This is a genomic window from Methylobacterium gossipiicola, from assembly GCF_900113485.1.
GTDB classification, from domain to species: domain Bacteria; phylum Pseudomonadota; class Alphaproteobacteria; order Rhizobiales; family Beijerinckiaceae; genus Methylobacterium; species Methylobacterium gossipiicola.
In genome coordinates this window covers 1-21695 of the sequence record NZ_FOPM01000029.1, presented here as the reverse complement: position 1 = coordinate 21695, position 21695 = coordinate 1, and the positions used below count along the sequence as shown (strand labels likewise).

Annotated in this window: 21 protein-coding genes and 3 tRNA genes; 21 read left to right on the top strand and 3 right to left on the bottom strand. The window is 68.6% G+C overall.

The window, feature by feature from the left end; all coding sequences use genetic code 11:
* Window positions 1–20 precede the first annotated feature (20 nt).
* The 7 genes from livM to BM249_RS18575 all read left to right on the top strand — a co-directional run bounded on the left by livM (window position 21) and on the right by BM249_RS18575 (window position 5215).
* Window positions 21–1370, top strand: a complete 1350-nt coding sequence (gene livM, locus BM249_RS18605; RefSeq protein ID WP_091974858.1) for a high-affinity branched-chain amino acid ABC transporter permease LivM — start codon at window positions 21–23, stop codon at window positions 1368–1370.
* Window positions 1367–2236, top strand: a complete 870-nt coding sequence (locus tag BM249_RS18600) for an ABC transporter ATP-binding protein (RefSeq protein WP_091974820.1) — start codon at window positions 1367–1369, stop codon at window positions 2234–2236. Before livM ends, BM249_RS18600 begins: the two co-directional genes overlap by 4 nt.
* On the top strand, window positions 2233–3015 hold the full coding sequence (locus tag BM249_RS18595; RefSeq protein WP_091974818.1) for an ABC transporter ATP-binding protein: 783 nt from the start codon (window positions 2233–2235) through the stop codon (window positions 3013–3015). Before BM249_RS18600 ends, BM249_RS18595 begins: the two co-directional genes overlap by 4 nt.
* Complete coding sequence (locus BM249_RS18590) at window positions 3015–3374, top strand: DUF6867 family protein (RefSeq protein ID WP_091974816.1); 360 nt, start codon at window positions 3015–3017, stop codon at window positions 3372–3374. The genes BM249_RS18595 and BM249_RS18590 overlap by 1 nt, the downstream gene beginning before the upstream one ends.
* Before the next feature lie 65 nt (window positions 3375–3439).
* Window positions 3440–4564: a branched-chain amino acid ABC transporter substrate-binding protein gene (locus BM249_RS18585; protein ID WP_177232459.1), complete on the top strand. Its 1125-nt coding sequence runs from the start codon at window positions 3440–3442 to the stop codon at window positions 4562–4564.
* Between the two features lie 48 nt (window positions 4565–4612).
* The gene (locus BM249_RS18580) at window positions 4613–4834 is read left to right on the top strand and encodes a hypothetical protein (protein ID WP_091974814.1); all 222 of its coding nucleotides are present in this window, start codon (window positions 4613–4615) and stop codon (window positions 4832–4834) included.
* A gap of 177 nt (window positions 4835–5011) precedes the next feature.
* Complete coding sequence (locus BM249_RS18575; protein ID WP_091974812.1) at window positions 5012–5215, top strand: hypothetical protein; 204 nt, start codon at window positions 5012–5014, stop codon at window positions 5213–5215.
* Between the two features lie 349 nt (window positions 5216–5564).
* Here the strand turns inward: BM249_RS18575 and BM249_RS18570 are convergent.
* A tRNA-Asn gene (locus BM249_RS18570) sits at window positions 5565–5640 on the bottom strand.
* A 150-nt stretch (window positions 5641–5790) separates the two neighbouring features.
* Window positions 5791–5866 (bottom strand) — tRNA-Asn (locus BM249_RS18565).
* A gap of 248 nt (window positions 5867–6114) precedes the next feature.
* Between BM249_RS18565 and BM249_RS18560 the strand changes: the two genes are divergently transcribed.
* From BM249_RS18560 to BM249_RS18505, 12 genes are all read left to right on the top strand, one after another.
* Window positions 6115–6188, top strand: a tRNA-Cys gene (locus BM249_RS18560).
* A gap of 205 nt (window positions 6189–6393) precedes the next feature.
* Window positions 6394–7050 (top strand): protein-L-isoaspartate O-methyltransferase family protein, encoded by a 657-nt coding sequence (locus BM249_RS18555; protein WP_091974811.1) that lies wholly within the window; start codon window positions 6394–6396, stop codon window positions 7048–7050.
* A gap of 233 nt (window positions 7051–7283) precedes the next feature.
* Window positions 7284–8651: a TolC family outer membrane protein gene (locus BM249_RS18550; protein ID WP_425284855.1), complete on the top strand. Its 1368-nt coding sequence runs from the start codon at window positions 7284–7286 to the stop codon at window positions 8649–8651.
* 297 nt (window positions 8652–8948) lie between these two features.
* A complete protein-coding gene (locus BM249_RS18545) occupies window positions 8949–9527 on the top strand; it encodes a PopZ family protein (RefSeq protein WP_177232458.1) in 579 nt (192 codons plus the stop codon).
* A 192-nt stretch (window positions 9528–9719) separates the two neighbouring features.
* The gene (locus BM249_RS18540) at window positions 9720–12461 is read left to right on the top strand and encodes a valine--tRNA ligase (RefSeq protein ID WP_091974807.1); all 2742 of its coding nucleotides are present in this window, start codon (window positions 9720–9722) and stop codon (window positions 12459–12461) included.
* Window positions 12458–13183 (top strand): DUF2459 domain-containing protein, encoded by a 726-nt coding sequence (locus BM249_RS18535; RefSeq protein ID WP_091974805.1) that lies wholly within the window; start codon window positions 12458–12460, stop codon window positions 13181–13183. The genes BM249_RS18540 and BM249_RS18535 overlap by 4 nt, the downstream gene beginning before the upstream one ends.
* 87 nt (window positions 13184–13270) lie before the next feature.
* The gene (locus BM249_RS18530) at window positions 13271–14791 is read left to right on the top strand and encodes a Do family serine endopeptidase (RefSeq protein ID WP_091974802.1); all 1521 of its coding nucleotides are present in this window, start codon (window positions 13271–13273) and stop codon (window positions 14789–14791) included.
* Between the two features lie 235 nt (window positions 14792–15026).
* Window positions 15027–16322 carry an aspartate aminotransferase type Ic gene (locus BM249_RS18525; protein ID WP_091974800.1) on the top strand — a complete coding sequence of 432 codons (1296 nt, stop codon included), beginning with the start codon at window positions 15027–15029 and terminating at the stop codon, window positions 16320–16322.
* Window positions 16323–16386: 64 nt separating this feature from the next.
* Window positions 16387–16824: a hypothetical protein gene (locus BM249_RS18520; RefSeq protein ID WP_091974798.1), complete on the top strand. Its 438-nt coding sequence runs from the start codon at window positions 16387–16389 to the stop codon at window positions 16822–16824.
* Window positions 16825–16871: 47 nt separating this feature from the next.
* The gene (locus BM249_RS18515; RefSeq protein WP_091974796.1) at window positions 16872–17384 is read left to right on the top strand and encodes a hypothetical protein; all 513 of its coding nucleotides are present in this window, start codon (window positions 16872–16874) and stop codon (window positions 17382–17384) included.
* Window positions 17385–17394: 10 nt separating this feature from the next.
* Window positions 17395–18267 (top strand): 3-deoxy-8-phosphooctulonate synthase, encoded by an 873-nt coding sequence (kdsA, locus tag BM249_RS18510; protein ID WP_091974794.1) that lies wholly within the window; start codon window positions 17395–17397, stop codon window positions 18265–18267.
* 89 nt (window positions 18268–18356) lie between these two features.
* A complete protein-coding gene (locus BM249_RS18505) occupies window positions 18357–18680 on the top strand; it encodes a hypothetical protein (protein ID WP_091974793.1) in 324 nt (107 codons plus the stop codon).
* A gap of 83 nt (window positions 18681–18763) precedes the next feature.
* Here the strand turns inward: BM249_RS18505 and queF are convergent, their stop codons facing one another.
* Window positions 18764–19228: a preQ(1) synthase gene (gene queF / locus BM249_RS18500; protein WP_091974791.1), complete on the bottom strand. Its 465-nt coding sequence runs from the start codon at window positions 19226–19228 to the stop codon at window positions 18764–18766.
* A gap of 275 nt (window positions 19229–19503) precedes the next feature.
* Here queF and eno point away from each other — a divergent pair, with 275 nt between their 5' ends.
* Window positions 19504–20793 carry a phosphopyruvate hydratase gene (eno, locus tag BM249_RS18495; protein ID WP_091974789.1) on the top strand — a complete coding sequence of 430 codons (1290 nt, stop codon included), beginning with the start codon at window positions 19504–19506 and terminating at the stop codon, window positions 20791–20793.
* An 81-nt stretch (window positions 20794–20874) separates the two neighbouring features.
* Window positions 20875–21279, top strand: a complete 405-nt coding sequence (locus tag BM249_RS18490) for a thiol-disulfide oxidoreductase DCC family protein (RefSeq protein WP_091974787.1) — start codon at window positions 20875–20877, stop codon at window positions 21277–21279.
* Window positions 21280–21695: the final 416 nt, after the last annotated feature.

Genomic DNA, 21695 nt, shown 5'->3' with positions numbered 1-21695 from the left:
ACGCTTCGACGATCGGACGGGTGACCCCGACCGTGGCGCGCCGCTCGGGGGCCGCCCTGCCCGACATCATCAAGGACGCGGCCCTCTTCGCCCTCGTGACCCTGGGCCTGAGCATTCCCGTGGTGGCCTACCGCACGGATCTCGGGCAGGGCACCGGCCTCGAACTCACCGGCCGCTGGGGCCTCGTCGCCGGCCTGTGCGCCGCCGTGTTCGTCCTGCGCCTCGCCCAGCGCCTCGTCCTCGGTGAAGTCGCGCGCCGCCGCGAGGTCCGCACCCTGGCGACGGCGGAAACCAAGGCTTCCGCCCGCGTCGCGCGGCCCGGTCGGATCATCGGCCCCCTCACCCTCGGCGTCGCCCTCACGCTGCCGCTGCTCGCGGCCCTCGGCACCGGCAGCCTGTCGGATGGGCGCTACTGGATCGATCTCGGCATCCTCATCCTGACCTACGTGATGCTCGGCTGGGGCCTCAACATCGTGGTGGGCCTCGCAGGCTTGCTCGACCTCGGCTACGTCGCCTTCTATGCGGTCGGCGCCTATTCATACGCCCTGCTGTCGACGGTGTTCGGCCTGTCGTTCTGGGTGTGCCTGCCGCTCGCAGGATTGTTCGCGGCGGCCTTCGGCGTGCTGCTGGGCTTTCCGGTGCTGCGCCTGCGGGGCGACTACCTTGCCATCGTGACCCTGGCCTTCGGCGAGATCATCAGGCTCGTCCTCATCAACTGGGTCGATTTCTCGGGCGGCTCCGGTGGCCTCTCGTCGATCCCCCGGGCGAGCTTCTTCGGCATCCCGTTCACGGCCGGGGAGGGCGGTTTCGCCCATCTCTTCGGCCTCACCTTCAACCCGATGCACCGGGTGGTCTTCCTCTACTACCTCATCCTGGTGCTGGCGCTGATCACCAATCTCGTGACCCTGCGCATGCGCCGCCTGCCGCTGGGCCGCGCCTGGGAGGCCCTGCGCGAGGACGAGATCGCCTGCCGGTCGCTCGGCATCGACACCACCATGACGAAGCTCACGGCCTTCGCGCTGGGCGCCATGTTTGCGGGCTTCGCCGGCTCGTTCTTCGCCGTGCGGCAGGGCTTCGTGAGCCCGGAAAGCTTCAACTTCCTCGAGAGCGCCATCATCCTGGCCATCGTGGTGCTCGGCGGCATGGGCAGCCAGCTCGGCGTCGCGATCGCGGCCATCGCCATGGTGGGCGCGCCGGAATTGCTGCGCAACCTCGGCTTCCTCAAGGCGGTGTTCGGCGAGGGCTTCGATCCCAACGAGTACCGCCTGCTGCTGTTCGGCCTCGCCATGGTGGCGATGATGGTCTGGCGCCCGCGCGGACTCATTTCCGAACGCACCCCGTCCGTCCGCCTCGGAGCACGCGCCCGATGAGTCAGGCTCGCCGCGGCCCGGCCGACCCGATCCTCGTCGTCGACCACCTCACCATGCGGTTCGGCGGCCTCACCGCCGTCGGCGACGTCTCGTTCAAGGTCGGGCGCGGCGACATCACCGCCCTCATCGGCCCCAATGGCGCGGGCAAGACCACGGTCTTCAACTGCATCACGGGCTTCTACAAACCCACCGAGGGCATGATCCAACTCCGCCAGGAGAGCGGCGAAACCTACCTCCTGGAACGGCTGCCCGGCCACGACGTCAATCGCCTCGCCCGCGTCGCCCGCACCTTCCAGAACATCCGCCTGTTTCCGCAGATGACGGTGCTGGAGAACCTGCTGGTCGCCATGCACAAGCCCTTGATGCGGGCCTCGGCTTTTAGCCTCGCGGGCATCCTCGGCCTGCCCGGCTATCGCCGGGCGCAGGACGAGGCCATCGCCAAGGCCGCTGCCTGGATCGAGCGCATCGGCCTCACCCACCGGGCCGACGAGCCAGCGGGCGACCTGCCCTACGGCGACCAGCGCCGCCTGGAGATCGCCCGGGCCATGTGCACGGATCCCGTGCTGCTCTGCCTCGACGAACCGGCCGCCGGCCTCAATCCGCGCGAATCGGCCGATCTCAACACCCTCCTGCGCCTCATCCGCGACGAGTTCGGCACCTCCGTCCTCCTCATCGAACACGACATGTCCGTGGTGATGCAGATCTCCGACCGGATCGTGGTGCTCGATTACGGCATCAAGATCGCCGACGGCACGCCCGACGAGATCCGCACCGACACCCGCGTCATCGCCGCCTATCTCGGTGTCGATGACGAGGAGGTCGCGGCCGTCGAAGCGGAAGTCGGCCTTGCGGGAACCCACGCATGAGCGTCGCGGGCATCAACGTGCTGGTGGACGAGACCCGCGCCCGGATGGAGGCCGCCAAGGCGCCGCTCCTCAGCGTGCGCGGCGTCTCGGCCTATTACGGCAGCATCCGCGCCCTCAAGAACGTCGACGTCGAGGTGAACGAGGGCGAGATCGTGGCCCTCATCGGCGCCAACGGCGCCGGCAAGTCCACCCTGATGATGACGATCTTCGGCCAGCCCCAGGCCCGCGAGGGCACCATCACCTTCGCGGGCCAGGACATCACGCGGCTGCCGACCCACGAGATCGCGCGGCTCAACCTCGCCCAGTCGCCGGAGGGCCGCCGCATCTTCTCGCGCATGACGGTGCGCGAGAACCTGCAGATGGGTGCCGCCGTCAACGGCGGGAAACATTTCGCCGAGGATCTCGAGCGGATGTGCACCCTGTTCCCGCGTCTGCGCGAGCGGATCGACCAGCGCGGCGGCACCATGTCGGGCGGCGAGCAGCAGATGCTCGCCATCGCCCGAGCCCTCATGAGCCGGCCGCGCCTGCTGATGCTCGATGAGCCGTCGCTGGGCCTCGCCCCCCTGGTGGTGAAGCAGATCTTCTCCACCGTGCGCGAGCTGAACCGCACGGAGGGGCTCACCGTGTTCATCGTCGAGCAGAACGCCTACCATGCCCTCAAGCTCGCGCATCGCGGCTACGTCATGGTCACGGGCGCCGTCACCATGAGCGGGACGGGCCAGGCGCTGCTCGACGATCCGCAGGTGAAGGCCGCCTACCTCGAAGGGGGACAGCATTGATGCCGGAATCCTTCGCGCTCGACGGGCCCGCCATCGGAGTCTTCCTCCTCGTCACCGTGGCCATGGGCGGCTCGGCCGCCTGGATGACCGGCAGCGGCCTCGCGCGCGGCTGGCGTCCGTTCTGGCACTGCGCCCTGGCTCTGCTCCTCATCGCCGCCGTGACGCGCTTCCTGCATTACGCCCTGTTCGAGGGGACGCTCCTGTCCGGACCGGCCTATCTCGTGGACGCGGCGTTCGTCCTCGCGGTCGGTGCCTTCGCCTATCGCTACACCCGCACCGGCCAGATGACCCGGCAATATGCCTGGCTCTACGAGCGCACCGGCCCGCTGACCTGGCGGGACCGGCGGGCCACGCCCTAACGTTTCACGCGCGTCCGCCGTCCCGGTGCGCCGGGCGGCCCGATGCTTCCAGAGGGGAAACCAGCATGAAGTCAGTGTTGTCGGCCGGCGTCGCCTTGAGCCTGATACTCGCGGCCACGGCGGCCCGGGCGGAGATCAAGATCGGCGTCGTCGTGCCCGTCACCGGGCCGAACGCCGCCTTCGGCGCGCAGATCAAGACCGGCGCGAGCCAAGCCATCGCCGACATCAACAAGGCCGGCGGCGTCAACGGCGAGAAGCTCGTGATGACGGTGGGCGACGACGCCTCCGACCCGAAGCAGGGCGTGTCGGTCGCCAACAAGTTCGCGTCCGACGGCGTGAAGGCCGTGGTCGGCGCCTTCAATTCCGGCGTCTCGATCCCGGTCTCCGACGTGCTTCAGGAAGCCGGCATCATCGAGATCAGCCCCGCCTCGACGGCGATCAAGTACACCGAGCGCGGCAACTGGAACACGTTCCGCACCTGCGGCCGCGACGACCAGCAGGGCGCCGTGGCGGGTGCCTACCTCGCCGACAAGTTCAAGGGCAAAAAGATCGCCTTCGTGCACGACAAGACCCCGTACGGACGAGGGCTGGCCGACGAGACCCTGAAGGCGCTCAAAGCCAAGGGCGGCACCAGCACGATCTTCGAAGGCATCAACCCGGGCGAGAAGGACTTCTCCTCCCTGGTGTCGAAGCTGAAGCAGGCGGGCGTCGACGTGGTCTATTTCGGCGGCGTCTACACGGAAGCCGGCCTGCTCATCCGCCAGATGCGCGACCAGGGCCTCAAGGCCCCCCTCATGGGCGGCGACGGCATCGCCGACCGCGAGTTCGCGCAGGTCGCGGGCCCCGGCTCGGACGGCACCCTCATGACGTTCTCGCCCGACGCCCGCAAGAACCCGAAATCCAAGGCCACCGTGGACGCCTTCAAGGCGGCGAACTTCGACCCCGAAGGCTACACCCTCTACTCCTACGCCGCCGTCCAGATCCTGAAGCAGGCCATGGAGGCGGCGAAATCCTCCGACGGCCAGAAGGTCGCGGCCGTGCTGCACCAGGGCAAGCCCTTCGACACGGTGATCGGGGACATCTCGTACGACAAGAAGGGCGACATCACCCGTCCGGACTACGTCATGTACATCTGGAAGAAGGGCGCGGACGGCGCCATCAACTACGCCGGCAACGAAGTCGCCCAGTAGGGATATGCGGCGCCGGCTCCGCGCGCCGGCGCCGTGACAGGAGGAACCATGGGAACGCCGAGGGACCTCAAGGTCCAGATGGCGGCCGAGACCCGGGCGCGTGAACGTGCCCAGGCGGTGGCCAAGTTGCAGACGGCTCGGGCGGACAAGGCAGAAGCCGCCCTGACCCAGGCACTCGCCGAGCGCGACGCCTGGCGAGAGCGGGCGCTGGCCGGAACGTCGCCCGCCGACACGTCCGATCCCGCGGAAGAAGCGGGGACCGAGACATGAACCGGCTTCGCCTCCCTAAGAATCGCCCGACGTCGAGCCGGTGAAACCCTCTGCCGCGCGCAATCCCGATGGGGTCGGCACCTGCTCAACTCAGAGAAAAGGGACCGCGGAGGTCTTTATCGATTTCTGAAGGTTTGCCGTCTGGCAACGGAAGCCGGCCCGTGGCATACTACCCGAATGAGCGAAACAACCGTCAACACCCATCCGTACACCCTCGAGATCGTGCCGCCGAAGGCAGAAGGCGCGCCCTACCAGTGGGCCATTCGTAAGAACGGCAAGCTGGTGCAGCGGTCCGACCGCAGCCTGCCCACCGAGGCGAAGGCCTATGGCAACGGCATGGAGCAGATCGAGAAGCTGCTCTCCGGAGTCGGCGACCGCTGAACGGCCCCGTCCGTCGATTCTCGACCTAACGACGCCGCAGGCCCCCGGGTCTGCGGCGTTTTTCGTGGTCCCGCGAGCAGACATCACGCGAACGCCGCCTGATTCCTCGGAATGGCGGAGTTCGGTTGCCCTCGGGTGCCACGCGGCGCCTTGGAGAGGGCCCCTGGGTCGGACGAGCGGAAACGGGATCACCCGCCCCGGATTCGGCCCGTGCGCGGATCGCGCGCTCGCCCGGATGGAAACCGAAGGGTACCGACCGGTCGCCGGGAGGGCAGGGGGTAAATCAGGAACCGACCACGTCGCATGCACGCCGAGCGTGGCACACGGAACATCGATTAAACCGAAATGTTGGCTCCCCGAGCAGGACTCGAACCTGCGACAAAGCGATTAACAGTCGCTTGCTCTACCAACTGAGCTATCGGGGATCACCGTCTGACCTCTCGACACACCAGTCCGGCGCGGCAAAAAGCCGACTCGATCACCTGGATGAAACATCATCCAGGACAACAACCTGGTTCCACCGAACCAAGACCTCAAACAATGCCCTGAAGCAAAGCCTAAGACCAGAAAGAATTTGGCTCCCCGAGCAGGACTCGAACCTGCGACAAAGCGATTAACAGTCGCTTGCTCTACCAACTGAGCTATCGGGGACCGCGATCGGGTCTCTACACAGGGCCGCCGCCGGACGCAAGGCCCCCAAGGCCGGCGTTTGACAAATCCGTCGCATTTCCTCGGCGAAGGAGGCCGAAGTCGTCACAGCGGGGGCGGCCGAGCACTTCTCACGCCTTGGCCGGCAAAACACCGTTGCCGATCGGCCCAACCCTCTGCTAGAGACCCCTCACCCCGGACGGACCGCCTGTCCTGGGTCGCCGCCCCGCCTCGTCGGGGCAGGACGGGAAGGCCTCGTGGCGGAGTGGTTACGCAGAGGACTGCAAATCCTTGCACGGGGGTTCGATTCCCTCCGAGGCCTCCAATTCTCAACTCATCTCTCTGAGCGGCGTCGCTGTCCCCGGTCTTCTCGTGACGAGCGGCCAAGTGTGAAGCATCGCTCCGAAACCTTGCGTTTTCCGCGTCCATCCCCGACAACCCGCCGACGTCAAGCGCGGCCGAACGGCCCTCCGTCAGGAGGCGCCGTCGAGGACCACGTGAACACGCCGTCGAAGGAAGAGACCGCATCCATGCTCGATTACGCGCAGGCGCGCCGCCTCATGGTCGATTGTCAGTTGCGGACCTTCGACGTGAACAGCGTCGCCGTCCTCGACGCCTTCGGGGATGTGGCCCGCGAGCGGTTCGTCCCGCCCGGCCGCGAGGACTTCGCTTACATCGACCAGACCCTGAGCCTCGACGGCGGCGGCGATACCCGCGCCATGCCGGCCCCGATGCTCCTCGCCCGGATGATCCAGGCCCTGGATCTCAAGGCCGGCGACAAGGCCCTCGATGTCGGCACGGGCTACGGCTACGCCGCCGCCATCCTGCGGCACCTCGGGGCCGAGGTCGTCGCCGTGGAATCCTCGGCCGCCCTGGCGGCCGAAGCCCGCGAGCGCCTCGAAGGCCCCTCCCTCGCCGCGGTCGTCGAAGCCGCCCTCGATGGGGGCGCCCCGGCGCATGCGCCCTATGACGGAATCCTCGTCAACGGACGGGTCGAAGTGCGGCCCCAGGGCCTCCTCGAACAGCTGAAGGAAGGGGGGCGCCTCGTCTGCGTCCTCGGGCCGGCCCGGGCCGCCAAGGCGACCCTGTTCGTGCGGACGGGCGACGCCTTCGGGGCTCGCCCGCTCTTCGACGCCGCCCTTCCGGCCCTCAGTGCCTTCGCGACGGAGCGGGGATTCGCCTTCTGAAGGCGAGTTCCGAGGGCCGGCTCAAGGCGGGGCACTGTCGCTTTTATGCGGCACCGTTTTTCATTCGACACCCGGGCGGCCCGCGCCCCGGTGCTCGACCTGCCCAGTTCGGCTAGACTGGCCCCCGGGCGGGCAACCCGGATTGCGCGAAGGCGCGGAGCCGCGAGACAGCGGCCGACCGGTTCATCGTAAAACCGCAAGGGCTGATGAACGTGAAAGAACGGACTCCAGCGATGCGCCATGGGCTTCGGTGCATCGGCATCGTCGCCCTGACTTTGGCCGTCGCGCAGCAGGCCAGGGCCGAGACGCTGGAAAGCGCCCTGGCGCGCGCCTACGCGGCGAATCCAACCCTGAACTCGAACCGGGCCGCCCTGCGCGGCGTCGACGAGAACGTCGCCCAGGCGAAATCCGGCTATCGGCCCACGGTGAGCGGCTCCGCCGATATCGGCCTCGCGCGCAACGAAGGCCGGATCCAGGGCTTCAACCTCGACAACGTCACGCGGCCGGGCGGTGCGTCGCTCACCGTCAACCAGACCCTGTTCAACGGCTTTCAGACGGACAACCAGACCCGCCGGGCGGAATCGAACGTGCTCAGCACGCGCGAATCCCTGCGCGCCGTCGAGATGAACACCCTGTTCAGCGCGGCGCAGGCCTACATGTTCGTGCTGAGCGACACGGCGAACCTGGAACTGCGCCGCAACAACGTCGAGGTGCTGGAAGAGCAATTGCGCCAGACCCGCGACCGCTTCAACGTCGGCGAGGTCACCCGCACCGACGTCGCCCAGGCCGAGGCGCGCCTCGCTGGCGCCCGCTCGGAGGTGAGCGGCGCCGAGGCGACCCTGCGCGCCAGCATCGGCACCTATCGCCGCTTCATCGGCGTCGAGCCGCGCCAACTCGCCCCCGGCCGCCCGCTCGACCGCTACGTCCCGCCGAGCCTCGACGCAGCGGTGACCATCGGCTTGCGCGAGCATCCGCAGATCCTGGCGGCGATGCATGCGGTGGATGTCGCCGAGGCCAGCGTGAAGGTCTTGGAAGGCCAACTCTATCCCACGGCCGGCATCTCGGGCACGGTCCAGCAGCGCTTCGACACCCAGTTTCCCGGCGACCGCAGCCTCAACGCCCAGATCGTCGGCCGCATTTCCGTTCCCCTCTACGAGGGCGGTCTGACCTATTCGCAGATTCGGCAGGCCAAGGAACTCGTGGGCCAGCGCCGTATCGAGGTCGAGGACGTCCGCGACCAGATCCGGTCGGCCATCGTCACCGCCTGGGGCCGGCTCGAAGCCTCGAAGGCGCAGGTCATCGCCTCACAGGCCCAGGTGCAGGCTAACGAGGTCGCCCTCAACGGCGTGCGCGAAGAGGCCCGCGTCGGCCAGCGCACCACCCTCGACGTGCTGAACGCGCAGCAGGAACTGCTGAACTCCCGCGTCAACCTCATCCTGGCCCAGCGCGACCGCGTCGTGAACTCCTACGGCGTGGTGCAGACCGTCGGCCGACTCACCGTGCGCTTCACCGCGCTGCCCGTGACGGCCTACAGTCCCAAGGAGCATTTCGATCAGGTCAAGGACCTCTGGTTCGGCGTGCGGACCCCGGACGGCCGATAGGGCGTGCGATTTCGCCGATTCGGCATCCGCCTCGGCGAAACTTGATCCATCCGGAGTCCCGAACGGGGACATCCGGATTCAGGAAACGTCGCGCCGGCCGAGCGCGCGTGCGCCCCGTCCGGAGGGTCACTCTCCGGCCACACCGCGCGGGGCTGATGACGAAAGCGCTTCTTTTCCCGCCCGCGGCTTCGCCGAGCACTTGTCTCGGAATGGGAGCGTGAAATACTGGCCCGCATCGAGGTTCGTTACCTTGATGACGAGCCTCTTTCCGTCTTCCTACAGCCGAGCGTCTTTCGGATGAGTGCAGCTAGCCCCAAGATGCCCGACAAGGCTCCGGATCCCTCCATGGAGGAGATTCTCGCTTCGATCCGTCGCATCATCGCCGACGATCAGAGCACCAAGACCGATGTCGCAGAGCCGGTTAACGCCAAGCTCCCGCCCGCGGAAAACGATGACATTCTCGATCTCGCAGAGGTAGCCCAGCCCGTGCGTAAACCGGCGCTCGTTCCCGTACCGGAACCCGAAGTCCACTTCACCAACGACACGCTCGACTTCGACGCCATCGCGTTCGACGACGAGCCGGAGCCCGAGCCGGAACCGGAGCCGGTCTTCGCGCCCGAGCCGCCCCGGGCCGCCGCCCCGGCCGCCCCCGTCGAGCCGACCGCGCGCCTCACCTCGCCGGTGACGGATGCCAGCGTGGGCCAAGCCTTCAACATGCTGGCCAGCACGGTGCTGTCGAACAACGCCCGCACCCTCGAAGACCTCGTGCAGGACATGCTCCGGCCGATGCTGAAGGGCTGGCTCGACGAGCAGCTTCCCTCCCTGGTCGAACGCCTCGTCCGGGCTGAAATCGAGCGGGTGTCCCGCGGCCGCTGACGGCCGAAGGGACGGACGAATCGCCGCTTCGTGTTGACGCGGCGGGCCGGACGGGTTGAAAGCGGGCCAACCCGCTGAGCGTGCCTCACGAAACATCCGGACCCGTCGCCTCTCCAGCGGAGCCGACCGGACCGGGACCGTTCCGTGAGAGCCACGACATCCCGTCTCGCTCGAATTGGCCCGACCCCGCCCATGATGGACAAGACCTTCGACCCCGCCGCCGTCGAGGCGCGCATCGCCGACGCCTGGGAGGCGGGTGACGCGTTCAAGGCGGGCCGGCCGGACCGGGCGGACGCCAAGCCCTTCACCATCGTGATCCCGCCGCCGAACGTCACCGGCAGCCTTCACATGGGCCACGCCCTCAACAACACCCTGCAGGACATTCTCGCCCGGTTCGAGCGCATGCGCGGCCGCGACGTCCTGTGGCAGCCCGGCACCGACCACGCCGGCATCGCCACCCAGATGGTGGTGGAGCGACGCCTCGCCGAAGCCAAGGAGCCGGGCCGGCGCGAGATCGGCCGCGCCGCCTTCGTCGAGAAGGTCTGGGCCTGGAAGGCCGAATCGGGTGGCGCCATCGTCAACCAGCTCAAACGCCTGGGCGCCTCCTGCGACTGGTCGCGCGAGCGCTTCACCATGGGCCTCGACGGCTCACCGGACGACCAGATGGTCCGGGCCGTCACCAAGACCTTCGTGGATCTCCATGCCCAGGGGCTGATCTACCGCGACAAGCGCCTCGTGAACTGGGACCCGAAGTTCCAGACGGCGATCTCCGACCTCGAAGTGCTGCAGGTCGAGGTCAAGGGCCATCTCTGGCACTTCGACTATCCCATCGTGGACGAGGCCGGCGCCGAGACCGGCGCGGTCATCACCGTGGCGACGACCCGCCCCGAGACCATGCTGGGCGACACCGCCGTGGCGGTCCATCCGGACGATGAGCGCTACACCCACCTCGTCGGCAAGCGCGTTCGCCTGCCCCTGGTCGGACGCCTCATCCCCATCGTGGCCGACACCTATTCCGACCCGGAGAAGGGCACGGGTGCCGTCAAGATCACCCCGGCGCACGACTTCAACGATTTCGAGGTCGGCCGCCGCGCCGGCTGCACGCCCATCAACATCCTGGACGCCGAAGCCCGCATCAGCCTCGCGGGCAACGCCGCCTTCCTGGCCGACGCCGCCCCGGAGCCGGAGGCCATGGCGCTCCACGGCCTCGACCGGTTCGCCGCGCGCAAGCAGGTCGTCGCCCTCATGGAGGCGCGCGAGCGCCTGCGCCTCGTCGAGGCCAACACCCATGCGGTGCCGCATGGCGACCGCTCCAACGTGGTCATCGAGCCGTATCTCACCGACCAGTGGTACGTGAACGTGAAGCCACTCGCCGAGCGCGCCCTTCAGGCCGTGCGCGACGGTCAGACCAAGTTCGTGCCGGACAACTACGAAAAAACGTTCTTCCAGTGGCTGGAGAACATCGAGCCGTGGTGCATCTCGCGCCAGCTCTGGTGGGGCCACCAGATCCCGGTCTGGTACGACGAGACCGGCGGCGTCTTCGTGGCGGCGAGCGAGGCGGAGGCGCAAGCCCAGGCGGATGCCCAGCATGGCCGTCCGATCGCCCTGCGCCGGGACGAAGACGTCCTCGATACCTGGTTCTCCTCCGCCCTGTGGCCGTTCTCGACGCTCGGCTGGCCCGACGCCACGCCCGAACTCGCGCGCCACTATCCCACCGACACCCTGGTGACGGGCAAGGACATCATCTTCTTCTGGGTCGCCCGGATGATGATGCTCGGGCTGCACGTCACCGACCGGGTGCCGTTCTCCACCGTCTACCTGCACACCCTGGTGCGCGATGCGGCCGGCGCCAAGATGTCGAAGTCGAAGGGCAACGTCGTCGATCCGCTCGGGCTCATCGACCAGTACGGCGCCGATGCCCTGCGCTTCACCCTCGCGGCCATGGCGGCGCAGGGGCGCGACATCAAGCTCGCGGTGAACCGGGTCGAGGGCTACCGCAACTTCGCGACGAAGCTCTGGAACGCCTCCCGCTTCGCCGAGATCAATGGCTGCACCCTGCGGGCCGATTACCGCCCCGAAGCCGCCCGCGATCCCCTCAACCGCTGGGCCTTGGGCGAGGCCGCCCGCGCCGTCGCCGAGGTCACGCAGGCCCTCGACGCCTATCGCTTCAACGATGCCGCGGCGGCGGCCTACCGCTTCGTCTGGAACATCTTCTGCGACTGGTACGTCGAGCTGGCGAAACCCGTCCTGCAGGGGGAGGAGGTCGACGCCGCCTCGAAGGCCGAGACGCAGGGCACCGTCGCCTTCCTCATCGATCAGATCGCCAAGCTCCTGCATCCGTTCATGCCGTTCCTCACGGAGGAACTCTGGGCGATCAAGGGCGCGGGCGTACCGGATCGCGGGCTCCTCGCCCTCGCCCCCTGGCCGGAACTCGGCGCCCTGAACGACGCCGAGTCCGAGGCGGAAGTCGGCTGGCTCGTGGATCTCGTCTCCGAGATCCGCTCGGCTCGCTCCGAGACCAGCGTGCCGGCCGGCGCCCAGATTTCCCTCGTGGTGATCGGCGCCGATGAGGCCCTGAAGGCCCGCGCTACGCGCTGGACCGACACTCTCCTGCGCCTCGCCCGCCTGTCGGAGATCCGCTTCGAAGCCACGGCCCCGAAGAACGCCGTGCAGCTCCTCGTGCGCGGCTCCGTAGCGGCCCTGCCGCTCGAGGGCATCGTCGATCTCGGCGCCGAGGTCTCGCGCCTGAAGAAGGAAGCCGCCAAGGCGGCGGCTGAGATCGAGAAGATCGACGCCAAGCTCGCCAATGCCGACTTCATGGCCCGCGCCCCCGACGAGATCGTGGACGAGCAGCACGAGCGTCGCACCGCGCAGGCGACCCGCCTGGAGAAGATTACGGAAGCGCTGACCCGTCTCACCGACGAGACCGCGTGATCCTGCGCCGGCTGGCCCTCGCCCTGGCCGGCCTCCTCGCGATATCGGGGCTCGTCGTCTTCCTGACGGCGAGCCCCGGCGATCCCACTCTGTACCCCCCGGCCGCGTCCGACACACACACGATTCACCTCGTCAGCCACGGCTGGCATTCCGGCCTCGTGATCGCGCGTGGCGACCTCACGGGGGAGGGGGCGGGTCCGGCGCTTCGCGCCATCGCCCTGCGCTTCCGGGCCTATCCCGACCTCGAATTCGGCTGGGGCGAGGCCCGGTTCTACCGGGCGACGCCGACACTCGCGGAGTTCGACCTCCGCCTCGCCCTCGAGGCCCTGTTCACCCCCGGCGGACGGGCGGGCGTGGTGCAGGTGGTCGGCCTGGAGCGGACCGTGCGCGAGAGCTTCCCGCATTCCGACATCGTGACCGTGCCGGTCTCGTCTGCCGGGCTGAGCCGCCTCCTCGCGCGCCTGGAGGCGAGCTTCCGCCTCGCGGACGGGCAGCCCGTCGCGGGCGGTCCCGGCCTCTACGGACCGAGCCTGTTCTACGAGGGCGAGGGGCGATTCTCCTACGCCAACGTCTGCAACCACTGGGCGGCGCGGCTCCTCAACGCGGCGGGCGTGCCGGTGACGATTGCCCTCGACACTCACCCCGTCGGCCTCCTCCTGGACCTCCGTTGGCGGGCTGGGCTGGCGACGCGAGCGCCACCGTCGAACCTGTCCAAACCGTAATCCGGCCGCCACGGAGGGGTCACCCGGCCGGCCCTAAACCCTGGATCACGGCCCGCCGCTCGGCGGCCCCCCGATCCGGAGACTTCGATGCCCGTCCAGACACATCGCCTGCGCCGCAATGCCCTCGCCTCCGTCGCCGTGGCCGCCCTCGTGACGACGGGTGCCGCCGGCGTTCTCACCCAGCCCACGACCTCGGCCTTCGCGCAGTCCCTGTCGAAGAACCCCATCGAGACCCCCGACCATCCGCCCGGCTCCTTCGCCAGCGTCGTCGACAAGGTGAAGCCCGGCGTCGTCGCCGTGAAGGTTAAGCTCGACGACAGTGCGTCGTCGGACGACGACGACGGTCCGGGCGGCCAGGGCCAGCAGAACGTGCCGCCGCAGCTGCGCGAGTTCTTCAAGCGCTTCGGCCAGGGCGGTCCCGGCGGCCCGGGCTTCGGCGGACAGAAGCGCCAGGGCCCGCGCGGCGCCATGGGCTCGGGCTTCATCATCTCGGCGGACGGCTACGTGGTGACCAACAATCACGTGGTCGACAAGGCGAAAACCGTTCAGGTGACCCTCGATGACAATCGTACCCTCGATGCCAAGATCATCGGCAAGGATCCCAAGACCGATCTCGCCCTCCTGAAGATCACCGATGGCGGCCCGTTCCCCTACGTGTCGCTCAGCAAGGCGGCGCCCCGCGTCGGTGACTGGGTGGTAGCCATCGGCAACCCGTTCGGGTTGGGCGGCACCGTCACGGCCGGCATCGTCTCGGCCCGTGGCCGCGACATCGGCGCCGGGCCCTACGACGACTTCCTGCAGATCGACGCCCCCATCAACAAGGGTAATTCCGGCGGCCCGACCTTCAACGTCGGCGGCGAAGTGGTGGGCGTGAACACCGCCATCGCGTCGCCCTCGGGCGGCAGCGTCGGCCTCGCCTTCGCCATTCCCGCCGAGACCGTGCAGGCGGTGGTCGATCAGCTCCGGGCCGACGGCAAGGTGGCCCGCGGCTACCTCGGCGTGCAGGTGCAGCCGGTGACGAAGGACATCGCCGACGGTCTCGGCCTCGACAAGGCCAAGGGTGCGCTCGTCGATCACGCCGAACCCGGCACCCCGGCGGCGAAAGCCGGCCTCAAGTCCGGCGACGTGATCGAAACGGTCAACGGCAGCGCCGTCAACGACGCCCGGGAGCTGTCACGCAAGATCGCCGGCCTCAAGCCGGGGGCCAAGGTCGATCTCGCCTACCTCCGGGGCGGCAAGACCGACACCGCGACGGTGATCCTCGGCGCCCTCCCGAACGATCCGAAGTCGTCGAGCGATCGCGGCGGGATGTCCTCGGACGGTCAGCCGCGCCTCGGCCTCAGCCTCGCCCCGGCCACGGAGGTCGGTGCCGGCGAGGAGGGGGTGGCGGTGATGGAGGTCGATCCCGACGGTCCGGCGGCCGCCAAGGGCATCGAGCAGGGCGACATCATCCTCGATGTCGCCGGCTCCAGCGTCTCCAAGCCCTCCGAGGTCGCCGAACGTATCCGCTCGGCCGAGTCGAGCGGGCGCAAGGCGGTGCTGATGCGCGTCAAGAGCCCCAAGGGCGTCACTCGCTTCGTCGCCGTCGCCCTGAACAAGGCCGGCTGACGCCGAAGACCTTACGCTCTCGGCTGGGCGGGTCCGTCCCGCTCAGCCACGTCCTCCCCCGACTCCTCACCTTGAAGCCGGCCCCCGTGGCCGGCTTCCTTTTGCTCAAGGACCGACGACGCCCGTCATGCAGGGCAGGGCACTCAGGGCCGCGACGAAGATGGGGTGACGCGGGCGATGCGAGAGGCCATGGTGCGCTCCGTTTGATTGCAGCCCAGCCATTCGGAACCCCATCATGACCACCATCGCCGATCGGAGCGCCGCCGATCTCGCGGACCTCCATGCCCGCGCCCGTGATGCCTACGAGGCCTTCAAGGCCCGGGGTCTCAAGCTCGACATGACCCGTGGCAAACCCTCCCCCGAGCAGCTCGACCTCGCCGCCGGCATGCTGGGGCTCGCCGGCAACGGCGACTATGTCACGCAGGCTGGCGAAGACGCGCGCAACTACGGCGGCCAGCAGGGCATCGCCGAGGTGCGCGCCCTGTTCACGCACCTCCTCGACGCACCGGCCGACCAGATCGTGGTCGGCGACAATTCCAGCCTCGCGATGATGCACGACAGCATCGCCTGGGCGCTGCTCACGGGCGTGCCCGGTTCGGCCAAGCCGTGGTCGAAGGAGAGCGATATCGCCTTCCTGTGTCCGGTGCCGGGCTACGACCGCCACTTTGCCCTGTGCGAGGCCTACGGCATCCGCATGATCCCCGTGCCGATGACGGGCCACGGCCCCGATATGGACGTGGTCGAGGCCGCCGTGGCGGATCCGGCCGTGCGCGGCCTATGGTGCGTGCCGAAATACTCGAACCCCTCGGGCGAGACCTATTCCGACGAGACGGTCCGGCGCCTCGCCGCCATGAAGACCGCCGCCCCGGATTTCCGCCTGTTCTGGGACAACGCCTACGCGGTGCACCACCTGACCCCCGAACGCGTCGCCGTCGCCAACATCCTCACCCTCTGTGCCGAGGCCGGGAATCCCGACCGGGCCTTCGTCTTCGCCTCGACCTCGAAGATCACCCTTGCGGGCGCCGGCCTCGCCTTTTTCGCGAGCTCGCCCGACAACGTGCGTTGGTACCTCGCCCGCGCCTCGAAGCGCACCATCGGGCCGGACAAGCTGAACCAGTTGCGCCACGTGCGCTTCCTGCGCGACGGCGCCGGCCTCGACGCCCATATGGATGCGCACCGCGCCCTGCTGGCCCCCAAATTCGCCGCCGTGGAAGAGGCTCTGTCCCGCCACCTCGCGGGCACCGGGGCGGCCAAGTGGACGAAGCCGGACGGCGGCTACTTCATCACCGTCGAGGCCCGCGACGGCACGGCGACCGAAGTGGTGCGCCTGGCCAAGGAAGCCGGCCTCGCCCTGACCCCGGCGGGCGCGACATCGCCCTACGGCCGCGACCCGCGCGACAGCGTCCTGCGCCTCGCCCCGTCCTATCCGAGCCTGAAGGACGTCACCGCCGCCGCCGAGGGCATCGCCGTGTGCATCCTTCTTGCATCCGTCGAAGCCGAGCGCCGGGTGCGCGAACGCAACGCCGCGTAGCCGAATCCCGACGCAAACCGGAAACCGACGCCCCCCAGGGTGCGTCGGTCATCGGAGGGCGATCATGTCGGGCCGAATCACGCTGGGAAGCTTCAGTCTCGCCGCCCTGTCGGCGCTTTGTCCGGACCCCGCCTGGCCCCGGACCAACTGGATTTCAGGCACCTACGTCTATGCCAGCCCGTGCGCCACGGCGGAGGACGCCACCGGCCGACGCGTCACCCTGCGACGGTCGCCGCTGGGCGACACCCTCGTGTACGAAGCGGCGACGCTGGCGAAACCCGTCCGGATCGACACCATCGCCCTCGACGCGGCCACCAAGGGCGTCGCCTTCGCGACGGAGGCCGACGGTCACCCGATCCGCTTCACCGGAACCCTCGCGGTCGATGCCCTTACGGGCGTGCTGGAGGACGAGGCCGGCCCGCACGCCGTGCATCTGGCGCGCGTCCTGCGTCTGCATGGCGATCCGGCTTGCCGAGCGGACCCATCCGGCGCAGCACGATGAAAGCCGGCGCGCGTTGCGATCGGGCGGGCACCCTTTAAGAGTGCCCCATGACCGTTCGCCTCGCCGTCGCCTGCGTCTTGTTCTCGATTTTCGTTGGCCCCGCCTCGGCGGCCGATGCCTGCGATGCCCTGACGGCCCGAATCATCCGCGCCACCGGGGCATCCCTCGCCGGCCGCGCCGGATCGGGAGCAGTGTTTCGGGCCGCCGATGCCGAACGGATGAGCCTGGCCTGTCGGACGCCCCGCCGGATGGTGTTCGGGTCCCTGTCCCGCGAGCCGGAGCGGCGCTTCTTCATCCTTGTCGGGCAGGCGGCGGAAACGCTGACGGGTGCGAAGGCCGAGGCCGTCGAGACCCTGGCCCTGACCCTGCACCAGGAATCCCTCCTGACGGGGGCGCCGCGCCGGGGCCGCGCGGGACGGGCGGATCTGCGCTGCGAGACCGGACCGCGCGACGACGGCCTCGCCGGATCCCTCACGGTCTGCCTCGTGACCGCTGCCAAGCCCATCTCCAAGATCCTGCGCCGCCGCTCCGGACTTTTCGCGGGCCGCCGCGCGGGCTAGACCGCTCGGCATGTCAGAGAACGCCCCCACCACTCCAGGCTCCGTCGTCCAGGCGGGGGCCGTCGCCTTCGCCAACCACCTGCCTTTCGCGCTCATCGCCGGCCCGTGCCAACTCGAGAGCCGCGACCAGGCGATCGAGATCGCCGACGCCCTGAAAGCCATGACCGACCGCCTCGGCATCGGCCTCGTGTTCAAGGCCTCGTTCGACAAGGCCAACCGCACCTCGGGCACCACCGCACGCGGCCTCGGGCTCACGGGCGCCCTGCCGATCTTCGCCGAGATCAAGGAGCGGTTCGGCCTGCCCGTCCTCACGGACGTGCACGAGGCCGGGCAATGCGCCGTCGCGGCGGAGGTGATCGACGTCCTGCAGATCCCGGCCTTCCTGTGTCGGCAGACCGACCTGCTCCTCGCCGCCGCCGCCACGGGTCGGGTGGTCAACGTCAAGAAAGGCCAGTTCCTCGCCCCCTGGGACATGGCCCATGTCTCCGCCAAGGTGACGGGGGCGGGCAACCCCAACGTCCTCGTGACGGAACGGGGCGCCTCGTTCGGCTACAACACCCTCGTGTCCGACATGCGCAGCCTGCCGATCATGGCGCGGGTCACTCAAGGAGCGCCCGTGGTGTTCGACGCCACCCATTCGGTGCAGCAGCCGGGCGGGCAGGGGGCCACCTCGGGCGGTCAGCGCGAATTCGTCTCGGTCCTCGCCCGGGCCGCCGTCGCCGTGGGCGTCGCCGGCCTGTTCATCGAGACCCATCCCGACCCCGATCACGCCCCCTCGGACGGTCCCAACATGGTGGCGCTGAAGGATATGCCCGCGCTTCTGGCACAGTTGCAGGCGTTCGACCGCCTCGCCAAGGCAACGGACGCGTCATCGAAGGCTTGAAACGTTTCCCCCACGCCCCTGTTCGAACGGAACCTTTCGTCCTCGTGACCGTTGCTTTCTCTAAGAGACGCAACATTCTGAGGAGCCTCATGCGCAAGCTGGCAATGATCACCGCCGTGACCCTTTCCCTCGGCGGCTTGGCCGCGGCAACCGCCGCCGAAGCCCGCCCCGGTCATGGCCACGGCTATGGATACGGTCGCGGAGGCTACGCCCATGGTGGTTACGGTCATCGTGGCTACGCCTATCGTGGCGGACGCCGTGGAATTGGCACCGGCGCGGCCGTGGGCCTGGGTATCGCGGGCCTTGCCGCCGGTGCCATCGCGGCAGGTGCCGCGCGTGATTCCTACTACCGCGGCGGATACGGTGGACCGGCCTATGGCTACGGCGCCCCGGCCTACGGATACGGCTACTGAGACTTGGAGATTCGAGAACGAAAAAGGGGCGGCCTTCATGGGCCGCCCCTTTTTCATATCTCTTGCCGAGGCGCAGTTGCCCCTCAGCGGGCCCGGTAAGGCGGAACGCCCTGCTCGGGGAGCCAGACCGATTTCAACGGTTCACCCGTCTGCCAGAACACGTCGATGGGAATGCCGCCGCGCGGATACCAGTAGCCGCCAATGCGCAGGAAACGCGGCGCCAAGAGCTGGTTCAGCGTCAGGCCGATGCCGACGGTGCAATCCTCGTGGAACGCGCCGTGGTTGCGGAACGCCGTGAGGTAGAGCTTGAGCGACTTCGACTCCACGAGCCACTGATCCGGCACGTAGTCGATTACCAGGATGGCGAAGTCCGGCTGGCCCGTGACGGGACAGAGCGATGTGAATTCCGGCACCGTGAAACGGGCGAGATAATCCGTGCCGGGATGCGGATTTGGCACCCGGTCGAGGCGAGCTTCCTCTGGGGAGGCGGGCAGGGGCGTGGCCTGCCCGAGTTGAAGCGTTTCGGGGTTCAAGGGGGGCTGTGTCATCGGCCCCCTATACCGCGCGACGCGGTGAGACGCATCCGCTAGGTCGCCGCCGAGCCCCGACGCCACGCCACGACGTCAAGTTTTTGTTGACAGACGGGAGAACATTCTTCGGGCGCGCATCGGCAATCCAAGCCGGCGGGCGCTTGCCCGATGCGCGGCGTTGACGGATAAGCCTCGGTAGAATCACGATCTCCCCGCCCACGCCGATGGTGTAGGCGAGGGGCCGGCCCGGAACGGGTCCGTCGTCGATCGCAACGTCCGAAGAAGGCTCCTGCATGACCGCGATCACCAATATCGCCGCCCGCGAGATCCTCGACAGCCGGGGCAACCCGACCATCGAGGTCGATGTTCTGCTCGAGGACGGCTCCTTCGGCCGCGCCGCCGTCCCGTCAGGCGCCTCCACCGGCGCCCACGAGGCGGTCGAGCTGCGCGACGGTGACAAGGGCCGGTTCGGCGGCAAGGGCGTGCGCAAGGCGGTGAACGCCGTGCAGTCCGATATCCTCGATGCCATCGGGGGCATGGACGCCGAGGACCAGATCGCCATCGACGAGGCGATGATCGAGCTCGACGGCACTCCGAACAAGGCCCGTCTCGGCGCCAACGCCATCCTGGGCGTTTCGCTGGCCGTGGCGAAGGCCGCCGCCGAGACCGCAGGCCTGCCGCTCTACCGCTATATCGGCGGCACGCAGGGCCGGGTCCTGCCCGTGCCGATGATGAACATCATCAATGGCGGGGCGCACGCCGACAACCCCATCGATTTCCAGGAATTCATGATCATGCCGGTGGGCGCGTCCTCGCTCGCTGAGGCCGTGCGCATGGGCGCCGAGGTGTTCCACACCCTCAAGAGCGCCCTGAAGAAGGCCGGCCACAACACCAACGTGGGCGACGAGGGCGGTTTCGCCCCCAATCTTCCCTCGGCCGAGGCCGCCCTCGATTTCGTGATGCAGTCGATCCAGGCCGCCGGCTTCAAGCCGGGCACCGACATGGTGCTGGCCCTGGACTGCGCCGCCACCGAGTTCTTCAGGGAGGGCGCCTACCGTTACGAGGGCGAGGGTCAGACCCGCGACATCGAGGCTCAGGTCAGCTACCTCGCCAAGCTCGTCGACAGTTACCCGATCCTATCCATCGAGGACGGCATGGCGGAGGATGACTGGGCCGGCTGGAAGCTTCTCACCGACCGGGTTGGCGACCGCTGCCAGCTCGTCGGCGACGACCTGTTCGTCACCAACGTCACGCGCCTGTCGCGCGGCATTGCCGAAGGCACGGCGAACTCGATCCTCGTGAAGGTGAACCAGATCGGCTCGCTCACGGAGACCCTCGCCGCCGTCGATATGGCCCAGCGTGCCGGATACACGGCGGTGATGTCCCACCGCTCCGGCGAGACGGAGGATTCCACCATCGCGGATCTCGCCGTCGCGACCAACTGCGGACAGATCAAGACCGGCTCGCTCGCCCGCTCCGACAGATTGGCGAAGTACAATCAGCTCATCCGCATCGAGGAGGGCCTCGGCTCGCAAGCCCGCTACGCCGGCCGCGAAGCCCTGAAGATCCGCTCGGCCGATTGAGCCGTACTCTTTTGTAAAAGATCCAACGGCCGCGACGCCCGTCGCGGCCGATTTTCGTTTGCGCTGCCCTATGTTCCCCGGATGGACACCGCGCCACCACTCACCGTCTACTACGATGGGGCCTGCCCGCTCTGCGCGGCCGAGATTCGCGCCTACCGCCGGAATCGTGGCGCCGCAGCCCTCGCCTGGGTGGATGTGAGCCGCGACGATCCGGACGACCTCGGGGGCCTCAGCCGCACGGTCGCGCGCGCCCGGTTCCATGTCCGCGACGCCCAAGGGCACCTCAAATCCGGCGCCGACGGCTTCTTCACCCTATGGGCACACTTGCCCGGATGGCATCGCCTGGCGTGGCTGCGCCACATCCCCGGCCTGCCCTGGCTGGCGGAAGGCGCCTATCGGCTGTTCCTGCCCATGCGCCCCTGGATCGCCAGACGTCTCGGGGGAACGGCGCCGTGCCGAGACACCTGCGGTCCGCGCCCCTCCTAACGGGAGGGCGCTGAGGGAAAGCGCCCCTCACGCCAGCACGGGATTGGCCGGGGCCCCGGAACAGGGGAGGGCGGGTGTCGGAGGACACCGAACCTCATGGTCGAATGCCCGCCGACCCAAAAAGGGCCGTTCGCTACGCGTCGGACGCCCCACCACAACGCCTGAAGGCGCCGTCGCAAAAATTTCGCCCACCCGTCATTTGTGCGTTGACGGGCGGGGATTGGGTCTCTAGAAGCCTGTTCATCGGCGGCGGCCAGCGGGTCTTTCGGGACTGGCGGGGCGGGTTGGCCGGTCATCTCGGAGATGTTGCGGATGGATGATCCGGCCTTGGCTGGATGGTCCGCTGTTTTTGTCTCTTGGATGCTGTCTTGTCTGGTTGGGCGGTCCGGTTCGCTGGATTGTCTGGGTTGACAGGG